The sequence below is a fragment of the Pseudomonas sp. Y5-11 genome, assembly GCF_022368695.1.
GTDB lineage: Bacteria > Pseudomonadota > Gammaproteobacteria > Pseudomonadales > Pseudomonadaceae > Aquipseudomonas > Aquipseudomonas parakoreensis.
Genome location: NZ_CP058974.1, coordinates 2,937,544 through 2,952,554, shown reverse-complemented (window position 1 = coordinate 2,952,554; position 15,011 = coordinate 2,937,544). Strand labels below are relative to the sequence as shown.

Genomic DNA, 15,011 nt, shown 5'->3' with positions numbered 1-15,011 from the left:
CGCAGTCGATCGGGGATAAATCCCCTCGCCACAGTTTGGGTAATTTGTTCCTGCTTCTTGTAAACAACACCCAGGCAAATCCCTCCCCCGCAACCTGCACTTACACCCTGAAATACCCTGTTGCCAGCTGTTACATCCACCCCTACCATCCACCGCAACGGGCACAGCGGAGCTGTCCAATAAAACCCGAATTCAAGGAACCAGAATGACCCAGCACGTCCACCGCCCCATCGCCACGCCCCTGCGCACCGGCCTGACCCGCACCCAACTCTGGGAAGCCGCCGACAAAGGCCTGATCAAGTGCTGGGAAATCGGCCGCCAGCGCGCCAGCCGCTTCCCCGACCTCGCGCAACAATGCCTCGCCGGTGAACTGCCAGTACTCGGCTGGAAAGGTGGCGTCAGCCGCAGCCTGAAGAAAAACGAGAAATACGGCTCGCTGAAATACCTCGCCCAGTGGCAGGGCTTACGGGGCGAGGATCTGGATATTGATCTGGCTGAAGAGCGCTCGCTGACCTGCTCACGGACGAAGATGCGGGTGACGTTTACCCCGGATCGGACGAAGTATTTCAATCAGGTGGCGGAAGCCGAGGCTTAAGAAGGAACGCCGACAAGTGACGCTTCCCCTGTGGCGAGGGAGCTTGCTCCCGCAGGCCTGCGCAGCAGTGCATTTAAGTATGGGGTCGCTTCGCAACCCGGCGGGCGCAAGCTCCCTCGCCACAACGGAATGGTCTAGTGTTGCCTGACGCCCAATTGCTGTGGAGTCTGCCGTGTCTGACATTCAACGCATACTGACACCGAACTTGACCGTTGCCTTTGAACAGCACGGCCCGTCCAACGGCGACGCGGTCGTATTGCTGCATGGCTTCCCCTACTCGCCCAGGGCGTACGATGAAATCACCCCCGCCCTCGCCGCCCACGGTTATCGGGTGATCGTCCCTTATCTGCGCGGTTACGGGCCGACCCGCTTCAACCACCCCGAAACACTGCGCTCCGGCCAGCAAGCAGCCCTCGCCCAGGATTTGCTGGAGTTGATGAACGCACTGGGTATCGAACACGCCACGCTTTGCGGTTACGACTGGGGCGGTCGGGCAGCGTGCATTGTTGCGGCGTTGTTTCCCGAGCGGGTACGTGGGCTGGTGACGGGGGATGGCTATAACGTGCAGGACATCGCCAATTCGACCCGGCCTCTGGATCCCGAGACCGAGCACCGTTATTGGTACCAGTACTATTTCCACACGCCTCGAGGCGTCGCGGGCCTGACGCAAAACCGGCGGGCGCTATGTGAATTGCTCTGGAGCTTGTGGTCACCGACCTGGACACGCAACGCCGAACGTTATCCGCTGAGCGCGCCGGCCTTCGACAACCCGGACTTCGTGGACGTGGTGATTCATTCCTACCGTCATCGCTTCATGTATGCCGCAGGCGATCCGGCACTGCAATGGATGGAAGACGCGTTGATCAAACAACCGCCGATCAGCGTACCGACGATCTCACTGTGCGGTGCCGACGATGGGGTCGGCCCGGCGCCGGAAGTCGATGAAGACATTGCGCACTTCACCGGGCTGTACGAAAGGCGCGTGCTGCCCGGTGTCGGCCACAACATTCCCGAAGAAGCACCGCAGCAAACCCTCAAGGCATTACTGGATCTGCTCCAGCACTGACCGAAAACCGCTCCCGATACGCCTGCGGCGTCACGCCCATGGTCCGCAGAAAGCTGCGGCGCAAGGTTTCTTCACTGCCAAACCCGCAATTGGCCGCAATGCGTTTCACCGGCAGCCCGGTGTCGCTGAGCAGACGCCGCGCGGTTTCTACGCGGATCAGTTCGATGGCGCGGGCCGGGGTCTGGCCGGTGTCGGCGCGGTAGTGCCGGACGAAACTGCGTTCGCTCATGCCAGCCTGTTCGGCCAGGGTCGGGACGCCGAGGTCGCAGGTGAGGTTTTCGGCGATCCAGGCGTGCAAATCATCGAAACGGTTGCCTTGTTTTTGCAGTGATAACGTCACGCTGAACTGCGACTGCCCGCCCGGGCGCTTGAGGAACACCACCAATTGTCGGGCGACGTCCAGGGCCATGTCGCGACCGAGGTCGTCTTCGACCATGGCCAGCGCGAGGTCGATGCCGGCGGTGACGCCCGCCGAGGTCCAGACCGGGCCGTCGTTGATGAAGATCGGATTGGGCTCGACTTGCAATTGCGGGTGCTGCCGCGCCAGTTGTTCGCAGCGTGTCCAGTGGGTGACGACCCGGCGACCGTCGAGCCAGCCGCTGGCCGCCAGCAGAAACGCGCCGGTGCAGACCGAGGCAACCCGCCGGCATCCACCGGCATGTTCACGCACCCAGCTCACCAATTCAGCGTCTTCGGCAGCCGCGTAAACACCCCAGCCACCGGCGATGATCAGGGTATCGCTGGGCTGCTTCGGCAGCGGCTCGGCCAGCATCGCCAACCCGGCGGAAGCGTTCACCGCGCCGCCGCCGCCGCTGGCGATGACCGTTGGCGCGTACGGCGCAGGCAAACCCTGCTGGCGGGCGATATCGTTGGCCGAGGCGAATACTTGCAACGGGCCCGTAACATCGAGCAATTGCACATTGGCGAACGCGAGAACGTGGATGGTTTTCGACATTTGGCGTAATTCGTGGGCTGATTGGCGTACGCGCCAAAACCTACGCGCCTACAGTGAAGCCGTCCAGCCCTTTTCACGGAGAAGAATCATGGCGTTGCAGATCGGTTTTCTGTTGTTTCCACAGGTGCAGCAACTCGACCTGACGGGCCCCTATGATGTGCTGGCCTCGTTGCCGGACGTGCAGGTGCATCTGGTCTGGAAGGATCTGGTGCCGGTCACCGCCAGCACCGGCCTGCTGTTGAAACCGACCACCACCTTCGACGACTGCCCGGATCTGGATGTGATCTGCGTACCCGGCGGCGCCGGGGTCGGGCCGTTGATGGAGGATGAACAGACGCTGGGGTTCATCAAGCGTCAGGCGGCGCAGGCCAGGTATGTGACGTCGGTGTGCACCGGCTCGCTGGTGCTGGGCGCGGCGGGCCTGCTAAAAGGCAAACGCGCGACCACCCACTGGGCCTATCACGAACTGCTGCCGAAACTCGGCGCGATTGCGGTGCAGGACCGGGTGGTGCGCGACGGCAATCTGTTTACCGGTGGCGGGATTACCGCAGGCATCGACTTTGCGCTGGTGCTGGCCGCCGAACTGGTGGGGGCCGAGGCGGCGCAGTTGATTCAGCTGCAACTGGAATATGCGCCGGCGCCGCCGTTCAGCTCCGGAAGCCCTGATACCGCACCGAGCGCGATCATCGATGAGGCTCGCCTGCGGGCAACGCCGTCGTTAAAACTGCGTACGGAAATCACCGAGCGGGCGGCGGCGAAACTCAACTTGCGTTGATCCTCAGCCACACTCAGAACCCTGTAGGAGCTGCCGCAGGCTGCGATCTTTTGACTTTGGCTTTTCAAGATCAAAAGATCGCAGCCTGCGGCAGCTCCTACAGGACGGATTGCGGCGTGTCACCGTTTCCCGCCACACCTTTACTTGTCCCCACGCCCTCACCCGTGTAGAAAGCCCTTCCCCCCCCCCATTCTGCACAAGGACTTTCGATGAAGGCGTTGCCATGGCCCTATCTGGCACTTCTCAGCCTCGGTTACGGATTGGCGCTGAGCTTTGGCCAACTCGGCTGGCTGGCGCTGATCTCCTTCGGACTGTTGCTGGTGGCCGGTTTCGCCGTGCGCCAACAGGTGGTGCCGGTGGCGCGGTTGCTCGGCCACGCGGTGTTTGTTTTCCTCGCCCTGTCGCTGGCGCTGCACTGGTTGCCGGGGTTCGATAACGGTCGGGCCATCGCGAAGATGCGTTTCACCGATGACGCCGTGCCGTTCGCGATGTACCTGAATCTGGACAAACCGCTGATCGGCTTCTGGCTGCTTTTGGCCTGCCCGTGGATCGTCGCCGCCCGCTCGCTGCGTCTGACGGTATTCGCCAGCGTCCTCGGCCTGATCTTGAGCGCAACCCTGGCCCTGGGTGGCGCACTGCTATTCGGCATGATTGCCTGGGCGCCGAAGTGGCCCGATCAGGCGTGGCTGTGGCTGCTGAACAATCTGCTGTTGGTGACGCTGGTCGAGGAAGCGCTGTTTCGCGGCTATATACAGGGCGGTTTGAGCCGTCTGTTCAAGCACCTGCCTTACGGCGAAAACCTCGCCCTGCTGCTGGCCTCGCTGATCTTTGCCCTGGCGCATGTGGGCGCAGGCTGGCACTGGGTGCTGCTGGCAGGTCTGGCGGGGGTCGGCTATGGTCTGGCCTACCGTTTTGGTGGGCTGGCGGCGGCGATCGCCACGCATTTCGGGCTGAACCTGCTGCATTTTGCGCTGTTCACCTATCCGATGCTGGCCGGTTGAAGCAAGGGCGGTTTTGCGACGCCGTACTTATATCTGAAAAAAAACTTCAATAATTTCCTGTCAGCGCCGACAACCTTTCAAAGCCTTGCGGATTGAAAAACCATGCGTAACAACCAGCCCATTACACAACGCGAACGGACTTTCCCGGCTCAGCAGCGGTTGATTTCCACAACCGACGCCAAGGGCGTGATCACCTACTGCAACGACGCTTTCGTCGAAATCAGCGGGTTTTCGCGTGAAGAACTGATCCGTGCGCCGCACAACCTGGTCCGTCATCCTGACGTGCCGGCCGCGGTGTTTTCGCACATGTGGGGCACACTGAAACAAGGCTTGCCATGGATGGGCATTGTCAAGAATCGCTGCAAATCCGGTGACCATTACTGGGTGAACGCCTACGTGACACCGGTGTTCGACGGTAATCAGGTGGTCGGTTACGAGTCGGTGCGGATCAAACCCACCGCCGAACAGATCCGCCGTGCCGAAGCGCTCTACCAACGCATCAACCAGGGCAAGTCGGCGATCCCTTCCAGCGACAAATGGCTGCCGGTGTTGCAGGACTGGCTGCCGTTCATTCTGGTCAGCCAGCTGAGCTTCGTGATCGGCGCGACGCTGAACTCGCACTGGGGCTTTGCCCTCGCGGCCGGTTTGTCGGTACCACTGGGCCTGATGGGCCTGCAATGGCAGCAACGCGGGCTCAAGCGCCTGCTGCGCCTGGCCGAGCAGACCACCTCCGACCCGCTGATCGCGCAGATGTACACCGACAGCCGTGGCGCGCAGGCGCGTCTGGAAATGTCGATCCTCAGCCAGGAAGCGCGCCTGAAAACCTGCCTGACCCGCCTGCAGGACACCGCCGAGCACCTGACCGATCAGGCCAAACAGTCCGACGCCCTGGCGCACAACAGCTCCAGCGGTCTGGAACGTCAGCGTGTGGAAACCGAACAGGTCGCCACCGCCGTCAACCAGATGGCCGCCACCACCCAGGAAGTGGCCAGCCACGTACAGCGCACTGCTGACGCGACGCAAGAAGCCAACCGCCTGACCGGTCGCGGTCGCGACATCGCCGGGGAAACCCGCGAAGCCATCCAGCGCCTGTCGGTCGTCGTCGGGGAAACCGGCCTGACCGTCACCCAACTGGCCAAGGACAGCGACGAAATCGGCGGCGTGGTCGACGTGATCAAAGGCATCGCCGACCAGACCAACCTGCTCGCGCTCAACGCTGCCATCGAAGCCGCCCGCGCCGGCGAGATGGGCCGTGGTTTTGCCGTGGTCGCCGACGAAGTCCGCCAACTGGCACAACGCACCAGCGAATCCACCGGTCAGATCCACGCCCTGATCGCCAAGCTGCAACAGACCGCCTCCAGCGCCGTACAAACCATGGAAGCCGGCCATCGCCAGGCGGAAGAAGGTGTGGCACGGGTTCTGGAAGCAGACCAGGCACTGGTCGGCATCAGCGAAGCGGTGGCCAACATCACCGACATGACCACCCAGATCGCCGCGGCCACCGAAGAGCAAAGTGCCGTGGCTGAAGAAATCAGCCGCAACATCAGCAACATTTCGGAACTGGCGGACCAGACCTCGGAACAGGCGCATAACTCGGCGCTGCTGAGTGAAGAGCTGACCAAGACGGCCAACACGCAGTATTCGTTGGTGGAGCGGTTTAACCGCTAAAAGCAAGATCGCCGCTTCATCTGAAAACCCGGACAGCGAAAGCTTCCGGGTTTTTTGTTGCGGTGCTACCTGTCAGATCTGACAGTAGACGCCCACCTGTTCGAGCGGGTATCAAGAGAAACCGTAAATGCAGTCGGTTGTAACACCTCCTCTTACTCGAAAAGGCAGGTTTAACAATGACCACTCACGCTATTTTTCTTCCAAAAAGGCCACTGGTGCGCGATGAAAAATTTGAATGGAGATTGGGCGGCAAACGGATAACAGCGGAATTCAGCTCCTTCTATCAAGACGAGTTTTTGGGCGAGTTGTATTGGGCCATAAGTGGTGGAACAGGGAATTTCGACGATGAAAACTATTTTGCTTTCTCGATGACTCTGCCCTACCGATCTGATGAGACTCTCACAGGTGTTTATGACCTCAAAAAAGGGCTGACATGTGTACACAGCCATTGGATCCCTGCGCCACCGGGGTTCATCGGAATGGCTACGGTAGACGCCGACTCGGCGACCCTTAGCATCAAATATGACCCTGAAACAGACATCGCGACGGGATCATTCGAGGCCTTGTTCAAAAGTCATCGCTATCGTCTGATGCCCAAGGGGACTTTCACCATGACCCGGGTGAGACCGACTGAAGCTGGCTCCCAGCAACTCCGGGCGAGCCCACCTCAACGTCCGTTGAAAGAATGACTTCGTGCAGGCGCTGCCGCAGGCTGCGAACCTTTGACTTTTAAAGCCCGGACGACGAAAGCGTCCAGGCTTTTTTTGCCAGCCTGAAACTCATGGTGCCTGGCAGACCGCTTTCGCGAACAAGCATGCTCCCACAGTGGGATCAGGTCTCATCAGTTAGAGATTGGTCGGCTGTCAGGCCGCCATCACCAGCAGGCTGGCTACCACACAAGAGCAAGAACAGAACACGCACCGCTCTTGCTCCTCACCACTCAACACGATGAGCGTTAGCTCGAGTACCGCTTTTGATCTTGATCCGCGGGCGACGTCGGAAGGCTGAGTGGAGGGATTGATCCGGGGGTGGGAGCGCAGCGACCGTTTGGCGCAGCCAAACACAGCGAGAGGAGGTGCAGCGAAGCAAACCGTAGGCGCTGCGCCCCGGATCGATCCCGCAGCGAAGGAACCCCGAGCCTCAGCGAGCGGGCCGGACGTAGGAGCAAGACCTTTTGGTTACTTTTGGGGCGTTTGCCAAAAGTGACCCGCCGTAAGGGCGGAACCCTAAGCAGCCATAACCGCAGCAACGGATATACACCCCAAAACCAAACCTCAACGAAGAAACCCGGCAACCTTCTCCACCGCCGAAGCCAAATGATCCGAATGCGTAAACCCGGAAACCTTCAACGGCTTCAAATCATGATCTCCAGAGGCCAGCCAAAACACCTCAATACTCGGCGATAGATCGTAAGCCTCGACAGCCTCCCGATTGCCAAGCGCATCCCGCTCCCCCTGAACAATCAACGTCCGAGTCCGCAAAGCAGCCAAATGCTCAACCCGAGGTTTCTCCGGTTTCCCCACCGCATAAAACGGATATCCAAGACAGACAAGCGCATCAGCCCCCAACTCATCGGCCAAGAGACTGGCCATCCGCCCGCCCATGGACTTACCACCGATGGCCAAAGTCCCAGCGACATGACGTCGCACTTCAGCGAATACTTCGCGCCAGCACTCAAGCAGTTTCGGCGCCGGATTCGGTGGACGTTTACTGCCATCAACCCGCCGCTGCGCCATATAAGGAAACTCAAACCGCAACACGTTCACGCCCAATCCAGCAAGGCGCCCAGCCATATTCGTCATCCAGTCACTGTCCATCGGCGCACCCGCCCCATGGGCCAGGATCAATGTCGCCGAAGCCTCGCCCGACGCTGCATCCCAAAGCCACCCATGATCCCGCACACACTGCGCCCATTGATCCCCGTCAATACTGGCCTTGTGCTGTTTGTCCATGCTTGCCTCGCTTTTAGTCTGCCTATAACTCCAGGCGAAGGATTCGCGGCGTTTTCTGCGCGCGCTCACTTCGGCTGAACCGTGGATGGGGAACCATGAACACTTCTATCAGTACCGCCTACAACTACAAGGTGGTCCGCCAATTCGCCATTATGACGGTGGTGTGGGGCATCGTCGGCATGGGGCTCGGGGTTTTTCTCGCGGCCCAATTGGTCTGGCCGGAACTCAACTTCAATTTGCCCTGGACCAGTTTCGGCCGTCTGCGCCCGCTGCACACCAACGCGGTGATCTTCGCCTTCGGTGGTTGTGCGCTGTTCGCCAGTTCGTTCTATTCGGTGCAGCGCACCTGCCAGACGCAATTGTTCGCGCCGAAAATCGCCGCGTTCTGCTTCTGGGGCTGGCAACTGGTGATCCTGCTGGCAGCCATCAGCCTGCCGCTGGGTTACACCAGCTCCAAGGAATACGCCGAGCTGGAATGGCCGATCGACATCCTGATCACCATCGTCTGGGTCGCCTACGCCATCGTGTTCTTCGGCACGATCATGCAGCGCAAAACCAAGCACATCTACGTCGGCAACTGGTTCTTCGGCGCGTTCATCATCACCGTGGCGATTCTGCATATCGTCAACAACCTTGAGTTGCCGGTGAGCCTGACCAAGTCCTACTCGGTATACGCCGGTGCGACCGACGCGATGGTGCAATGGTGGTACGGCCACAACGCCGTAGGCTTTTTCCTCACCGCCGGTTTTCTCGGGATGATGTACTACTTCGTGCCGAAACAGGCCGAACGTCCGGTGTATTCGTATCGCCTGTCGATCGTGCACTTCTGGGCGCTGATCACCCTGTACATCTGGGCCGGCCCGCACCACCTGCACTACACCGCGCTGCCAGACTGGGCGCAGTCGCTGGGCATGGTGATGTCGCTGATTCTGCTGGCACCGAGCTGGGGCGGCATGATCAACGGCATGATGACCCTCTCGGGCGCCTGGCATAAGTTGCGCAGCGACCCGATCCTGCGCTTCCTCGTGGTGTCGCTGGCGTTCTACGGCATGTCGACCTTCGAAGGTCCGATGATGGCGATCAAGACCGTCAACGCCCTCTCCCACTACACCGACTGGACCATCGGCCACGTACACGCCGGCGCGCTCGGCTGGGTGGCGATGATTTCCATCGGCGCGCTGTACCACATGATCCCGAAAGTCTTCGGCAAAGAGCAGATGCACAGCATCGGCCTGATCAACGCGCATTTCTGGCTCGCGACCATCGGCACCGTGCTCTACATCGCCTCGATGTGGGTCAACGGCATCGCCCAGGGCCTGATGTGGCGCGCAGTCAACGAGGACGGCACGCTGACCTACTCCTTCGTCGAAACCCTGGTGGCCAGCCACCCAGGCTTCATCGTGCGTCTGGTGGGTGGGGCGATCTTCCTCAGCGGCATGTTCCTGATGGCTTACAACACCTGGCGCACCGTGCGGGCCTCGCAGCCTGCTGACGTCGTTGCTGCCGCGCAGATGGCCTGAGGAGTCCGCCATGAAACACGAAACGATTGAAAAGAACGTCGGCCTGCTGATGCTGCTGATGGTGTTTGCCGTGAGCATCGGCGGCCTGACCCAGATCGTCCCGCTGTTCTTCCAGGACGTCACCAACAAACCGGTGGAGGGCATGAAGCCCTACACCGCGCTGCAACTGGAAGGCCGCGACATCTACATCCGCGAAGGCTGCGTCGGTTGCCACTCGCAGATGATTCGCCCGTTCCGCGCCGAAACCGAACGCTACGGGCACTACTCGGTGGCCGGTGAGAGCGTGTGGGATCACCCGTTCCTGTGGGGCTCCAAGCGTACCGGTCCGGACCTGGCCCGGGTCGGCGCGCGTTACTCGGATGACTGGCACCGCGCGCACTTGTACAACCCGCGCAACGTGGTACCCGAGTCGAAAATGCCGGCCTACCCGTGGCTGGTGACGCAAGCGGTCGACAGCAGCCACACCGAAACCAAGCTCAAGACCATGCGCACCCTAGGCGTGCCGTACACCGACGATGACATCAGCGGCGCGGTTGCCAGCCTCAAGGGCAAGACCGAGATGGACGCCCTCGTCTCCTACCTGCAAGTGCTTGGCACTGCGATCAAGAGCAAGAGGTGAGCCATGGTCATTGAAATGAGCACAGGCCTCATACGTGGCCTCGGCACGGTCGTGGTGTTCGTCGCCTTCGTCGGTCTGACCTTGTGGGTATTCAATCGCAAGCGCACCCCGGAGTTTGCCGAAGCACGTCTGCTGCCGTTCGCCGACGAGCCGCAACCCGACACTACCCCCGCATCTGAAACAAGGAGTACCCGGCCATGACCACCTTCTGGAGTACGTGGATCTGCGTACTGACCATCGGCAGCCTGATCGGCCTGACCTGGCTGCTGATCGGCACCCGCCGGGGCGAGACCAAGGGCAGCGTCGACCAGACCATGGGCCACAGCTTCGACGGCATCGAGGAGTACGACAACCCGCTGCCGCAGTGGTGGTTCATGCTGTTCGCCGGCACGCTGGTGTTTTCCGTGGGCTATCTGATCCTGTATCCGGGCCTGGGCAACTGGAAAGGCATTCTGCCCGGCTACGAGGACGGCTGGACCGGCGTCCACGAATGGGAAAAGGAAATGAGCAAGGCCGACGCCAAATTCGGGCCGATCTTCGCCAAGTTCGCCGCCATGCCGGTGGAAGAAGTGGCGAAGGATCCGCAGGCGCTGAAAATGGGTGGCCGACTGTTCGCCTCCAACTGCTCGGTGTGCCACGGTTCCGACGCCAAGGGCGCGTTCGGTTTCCCCAACCTGGCGGACAAGGACTGGCGCTGGGGCGGCAGTGCCGAGACCATCAAGACCACCATCATGGGTGGGCGGATGGCGGCGATGCCGGCCTGGGGCGAAGTGCTCGGCGAGACGGGTGTAAAGAACGTCGCGGCGTATGTGCGTCACGAACTGGCCGGCCTGCCGCTGCCAGCCGACAGCAAGGCTGACCTGCAAGCCGGACAGCAAGCGTTCAGCACCACCTGCGTAGCCTGTCATGGGGCAACCGGCCAAGGCACTGAAGCCATGGGTGCGCCGAACCTGACGCACCCGGCCGGATTTATCTACGGCACCAGCCTGACGCAGCTTGAGCAGACCATTCGCCATGGTCGCCAAGGCCATATGCCAGCGCAGAACGAATTGCTGGGCAACGATAAAGTGCAATTGCTGGCCGCTTATGTGTACAGTCTGTCGCACGGATTGAATACAGAAAAACTGATTACCGAAGACAACAAGCAATAAGTATTGCGCACACCTCTGCCGCATCGTTCTCGATGCGGCAGCATCCCGCCCCTTTGCGACGCATTGTCGCACCCCGTCACACCCTCTCCTTTCGAATCCTCCGATTCGGGTCTACGCTTGCTCGATGCGGACTGGCCCGTGCCGGTTCCAGGTCGACCTTGAGCGATGTGTTCGACAAATCGCCTGACTGACAGGGCGCAAAGCCCGGTAGATACCGGCTGTCGCGTCGATGACCGTCCGTCACACGATCAATGCGTTCGAACACACCTCGTTACATCTGACCTGAACCCCTCGCTTTTTTCGTCCGCTGCGACATTTTGTCCGAGGCCGATTTTGTCCTTACGCGGCGTATGGAAAGGCCGCAGAATCAGCGTTGGAAAGCATTGACCCAGGTCATGGCGCGTTGCAATGACCCCCTGCTCTCTGCATACTTGCGGCCGATTTTAATCCTAATAAAACACCCAAACCGTGGAACCTTAGAATGAGCACAGCAATCAGTCCGACTGCTTATAACTATAAGGTAGTCCGCCAGTTCGCCATCATGACGGTGGTCTGGGGGATCCTTGGCATGGGGCTTGGTGTCTTCATCGCCTCGCAACTGGTCTGGCCGGAGTTGAACTTCGGTCTGCCGTGGACGAGCTTTGGACGCCTGCGCCCGTTGCACACAAACCTGGTGATTTTCGCCTTTGGTGGTTGTGCACTGTTTGCCACTTCCTACTATGTCGTGCAGCGAACCTGCCAGACGCGACTGATCTCCGACAGCCTCGCCGCCTTCACCTTCTGGGGCTGGCAGGCAGTTATCGTCGGCGCAATCATTACCTTGCCGCTGGGCTACACCACCACCAAGGAATACGCCGAACTGGAATGGCCGCTCGCCATTCTGCTGGCCATTGTCTGGGTCTCCTACGGGCTGGTGTTCTTCGGCACCATCACCAAGCGCAAGACCAAGCATATCTATGTCGGTAACTGGTTCTATGGCGCGTTCATCGTCGTGACCGCAATGCTGCACATCGTCAACCACGCCTCCTTGCCGGTGAGTTTCTTCAAGTCCTACTCCGCCTACTCGGGCGCGACCGACGCGATGATCCAGTGGTGGTACGGCCACAACGCCGTGGGCTTCTTCCTGACCACCGGCTTCCTCGGGATGATGTACTACTTCGTGCCGAAACAGGCCGAACGCCCGATCTACTCCTATCGCCTGTCGATCGTGCACTTCTGGGCGCTGATCACGCTGTATATCTGGGCCGGCCCACACCACCTGCACTACACCGCACTGCCGGACTGGGCACAATCGCTGGGCATGGCGATGTCGATCATTCTGCTGGCGCCAAGCTGGGGCGGCATGATCAACGGCATGATGACCCTGTCGGGTGCCTGGCATAAGCTGCGCACCGACCCGATCCTGCGCTTCCTTGTGGTGTCGCTGGCGTTCTACGGCATGTCGACCTTCGAAGGTCCGATGATGGCGATCAAGACCGTCAACTCGCTCTCGCACTACACCGACTGGACCATCGGCCACGTACACGCCGGCGCGCTCGGCTGGGTAGCGATGATCTCGATCGGCGCGATCTACCACATGATCCCGAAACTGTTCGGCCGCGCGCAGATGCACAGCGTCGGCCTGATCAACGCGCACTTCTGGCTCGCGACCATCGGTACCGTGCTGTACATCGCCTCGATGTGGGTCAACGGCATCACTCAGGGCCTGATGTGGCGTGCAATCAACGATGACGGCACCCTCACCTACTCGTTCGTCGAAGCGCTGCAGGCCAGCCACCCGGGCTACATCGTCCGTGCCCTGGGCGGTGCATTCTTCGCCAGCGGCATGTTCCTGATGGCTTACAACGTCTGGCGCACCGTGCGCGCCTCGAACCCGGTTGAAGCCGAAGCCGCCGCCCAGATCGCTGTCGTTGGAGCTCACTGATGAAGCATGAAGCTGTCGAGAAGAATATTGGCCTGCTGGCCTTCTTCATGGTTATCGCCGTCAGCATTGGCGGCCTGACCCAAATCGTTCCGCTGTTCTTCCAGGACGTCACCAACAAGCCGGTCGAAGGCATGAAGCCGCGCTCGGCACTGGAACTGGAAGGCCGCGACGTCTACATCGCCAACGGTTGTGTCGGCTGCCACTCGCAGATGATCCGTCCGTTCCGTGCCGAAACCGAACGCTACGGCCACTACTCGGTCGCCGGTGAAAGCGTCTGGGACCACCCGTTCCTGTGGGGTTCCAAACGTACCGGTCCGGACCTGGCTCGCGTGGGCGGTCGTTACTCCGATGACTGGCAGCGTGCGCACCTGTACAACCCGCGCAACGTAGTGCCTGAGTCGAAAATGCCGGCTTACCCGTTCCTCGTGGAAAACAAGCTCGACGGCAAAGACACGGCCAGGAAAATGGAAGTGTTGCGCACGCTCGGCGTCCCTTACACCGACGAAGACATCGCCGGTGCAAAAGAGGCCGTGAAGGGCAAAACCGAAATGGACGCGCTGGTGGCCTACCTTCAAGGCCTGGGCACCATCATCAAAAGCAAACGGTGATTCTTTATGGATATCGGGATGATTCGCGGCCTGGGCACCGTTGTCGTGATGGTGGCCTTCATCGGTTTGGCGTTGTGGGTATTCAGCCCCAAGCGCAAGTCGGAGTTTGAAGACGCAACCTTGCTGCCTTTTGCGGATGATCCCGAAGCCATCAAGCACGTCGAGCAAGCTTCTAGGAGTAACAAAGAATGACTACATTCTGGAGTCTGTACGTCACAGTCCTCAGTCTCGGTACGATCTTTTCCCTGACCTGGCTGCTGCTGTCGACCCGCAAGGGCCAGCGCAGCGAGCAGACGGAAGAGACCGTGGGCCACTCCTTCGACGGGATCGAGGAGTACGACAACCCACTGCCGAAATGGTGGTTCATGCTGTTCGTGGGCACCATCGTCTTCGCCCTCGGTTATCTGGTGCTGTACCCGGGTCTGGGCAACTGGAAAGGCCTGTTGCCGGGCTACAACTACCTTGATAACGACAAGCAGACCGCGTTCGCCAACGGCCAGACCGGCTGGACCGGCGTGCACGAGTGGGAAAAGGAAATGGCCCGCTCGGACGCCAAGTTCGGTCCGATCTTCGCCAAGTTCGCGGCGATGCCGATCGAGGAAGTCGCCAAGGATCCACAAGCACTGAAGATGGGTGGCCGTCTGTTCGCTTCCAACTGCTCGGTGTGCCACGGCTCCGACGCCAAAGGCGCCTATGGCTTCCCGAACCTGACCGACGCCGACTGGCGCTGGGGCGGCGAGCCGGAAACCATCAAGACCACCATCATGGGCGGTCGTCACGCGGTGATGCCGGCCTGGGCCGACGTCATTGGCGAGCAAGGCGTCGCCGACGTCGCAGCCTTCGTGGTCACTCAACTTGATGGCCGCAAACTGCCGGAAGGCACCAAGGCTGACCCGGCCAACGGCCAGAAACTGTTCGCCGCCAACTGCGTGGCCTGCCACGGACCGGAAGGCAAAGGCACCCCGGCGATGGGCGCACCGAACCTGACCCACCCGGCCGCGTTCATCTACGGTTCAAGCTTCGCCCAACTGCAACAGACCATCCGTTACGGCCGTCAGGGCCAGATGCCTGCGCAGGAACAACTGCAAGGCAACGATAAGGTGCACTTGCTGGCGGCGTATGTTTACAGCCTGTCCCACGGTGAAAAACCCGCTGAAGCCGAGGCCCAATAAGGCCA

Annotated in this window: 16 protein-coding genes; 14 read left to right on the top strand and 2 right to left on the bottom strand. The window is 60.6% G+C overall.

Annotated features, from left to right (window positions below):
• The first annotated feature begins 205 nt into the window (after positions 1-205).
• The gene (locus HXW87_RS13320; RefSeq protein WP_047291345.1) at positions 206-595 is read left to right on the top strand and encodes a hypothetical protein; all 390 of its coding nucleotides are present in this window, start codon (positions 206-208) and stop codon (positions 593-595) included.
• 172 nt (positions 596-767) lie between these two features.
• Positions 768-1,661: an alpha/beta hydrolase gene (locus tag HXW87_RS13315; protein WP_239779036.1), complete on the top strand. Its 894-nt coding sequence runs from the start codon at positions 768-770 to the stop codon at positions 1,659-1,661.
• Here the strand turns inward: HXW87_RS13315 and HXW87_RS13310 are convergent.
• On the bottom strand, positions 1,630-2,616 hold the full coding sequence (locus tag HXW87_RS13310; protein WP_239779035.1) for a GlxA family transcriptional regulator: 987 nt from the start codon (positions 2,614-2,616) through the stop codon (positions 1,630-1,632). The two genes, HXW87_RS13315 and HXW87_RS13310, sit on opposite strands and share 32 nt — an antisense overlap.
• Before the next feature lie 88 nt (positions 2,617-2,704).
• Between HXW87_RS13310 and inhA the strand changes: the two genes are divergently transcribed.
• The 4 genes from inhA (at position 2,705) to HXW87_RS13290 (ending at position 6,749) form a co-directional block, all read left to right on the top strand.
• On the top strand, positions 2,705-3,391 hold the full coding sequence (gene inhA / locus HXW87_RS13305; RefSeq protein WP_182404189.1) for an isonitrile hydratase: 687 nt from the start codon (positions 2,705-2,707) through the stop codon (positions 3,389-3,391).
• A gap of 209 nt (positions 3,392-3,600) precedes the next feature.
• Positions 3,601-4,392 carry a type II CAAX endopeptidase family protein gene (locus HXW87_RS13300; protein WP_239779034.1) on the top strand — a complete coding sequence of 264 codons (792 nt, stop codon included), beginning with the start codon at positions 3,601-3,603 and terminating at the stop codon, positions 4,390-4,392.
• Between the two features lie 102 nt (positions 4,393-4,494).
• On the top strand, positions 4,495-6,060 hold the full coding sequence (locus HXW87_RS13295) for a PAS domain-containing methyl-accepting chemotaxis protein (RefSeq protein WP_003223402.1): 1,566 nt from the start codon (positions 4,495-4,497) through the stop codon (positions 6,058-6,060).
• A gap of 176 nt (positions 6,061-6,236) precedes the next feature.
• On the top strand, positions 6,237-6,749 hold the full coding sequence (locus HXW87_RS13290; protein WP_239779033.1) for a hypothetical protein: 513 nt from the start codon (positions 6,237-6,239) through the stop codon (positions 6,747-6,749).
• Between the two features lie 585 nt (positions 6,750-7,334).
• On the opposite strand, the gene HXW87_RS13285 is transcribed toward HXW87_RS13290, so the two are convergent.
• Positions 7,335-8,012 (bottom strand): alpha/beta family hydrolase, encoded by a 678-nt coding sequence (locus tag HXW87_RS13285; protein ID WP_239779032.1) that lies wholly within the window; start codon positions 8,010-8,012, stop codon positions 7,335-7,337.
• Between the two features lie 95 nt (positions 8,013-8,107).
• Between HXW87_RS13285 and ccoN (HXW87_RS13280) the strand changes: the two genes are divergently transcribed.
• From ccoN (HXW87_RS13280) to ccoP (HXW87_RS13245), 8 genes are all read left to right on the top strand, one after another.
• Entirely contained in the window at positions 8,108-9,532 is a 1,425-nt protein-coding gene (gene ccoN, locus HXW87_RS13280; protein ID WP_047293096.1) for a cytochrome-c oxidase, cbb3-type subunit I, read from the top strand.
• Between the two features lie 10 nt (positions 9,533-9,542).
• Positions 9,543-10,151 (top strand): cytochrome-c oxidase, cbb3-type subunit II, encoded by a 609-nt coding sequence (gene ccoO, locus HXW87_RS13275; RefSeq protein WP_003223389.1) that lies wholly within the window; start codon positions 9,543-9,545, stop codon positions 10,149-10,151.
• Positions 10,152-10,154: 3 nt separating this feature from the next.
• Positions 10,155-10,352, top strand: a complete 198-nt coding sequence (locus HXW87_RS13270) for a cbb3-type cytochrome c oxidase subunit 3 (RefSeq protein ID WP_041067875.1) — start codon at positions 10,155-10,157, stop codon at positions 10,350-10,352.
• Entirely contained in the window at positions 10,349-11,302 is a 954-nt protein-coding gene (ccoP, locus tag HXW87_RS13265) for a cytochrome-c oxidase, cbb3-type subunit III (RefSeq protein ID WP_041067872.1), read from the top strand. The genes HXW87_RS13270 and ccoP (HXW87_RS13265) overlap by 4 nt, the downstream gene beginning before the upstream one ends.
• A 481-nt stretch (positions 11,303-11,783) precedes the next feature.
• Positions 11,784-13,226: a cytochrome-c oxidase, cbb3-type subunit I gene (gene ccoN, locus HXW87_RS13260; RefSeq protein WP_047293093.1), complete on the top strand. Its 1,443-nt coding sequence runs from the start codon at positions 11,784-11,786 to the stop codon at positions 13,224-13,226.
• Positions 13,226-13,834, top strand: a complete 609-nt coding sequence (gene ccoO, locus HXW87_RS13255) for a cytochrome-c oxidase, cbb3-type subunit II (protein WP_041067866.1) — start codon at positions 13,226-13,228, stop codon at positions 13,832-13,834. Before ccoN (HXW87_RS13260) ends, ccoO (HXW87_RS13255) begins: the two co-directional genes overlap by 1 nt.
• 6 nt (positions 13,835-13,840) lie before the next feature.
• Positions 13,841-14,026, top strand: a complete 186-nt coding sequence (locus HXW87_RS13250) for a CcoQ/FixQ family Cbb3-type cytochrome c oxidase assembly chaperone (RefSeq protein WP_003175465.1) — start codon at positions 13,841-13,843, stop codon at positions 14,024-14,026.
• Positions 14,023-15,006, top strand: a complete 984-nt coding sequence (ccoP, locus tag HXW87_RS13245) for a cytochrome-c oxidase, cbb3-type subunit III (protein WP_047293090.1) — start codon at positions 14,023-14,025, stop codon at positions 15,004-15,006. Before HXW87_RS13250 ends, ccoP (HXW87_RS13245) begins: the two co-directional genes overlap by 4 nt.
• Positions 15,007-15,011: the final 5 nt, after the last annotated feature.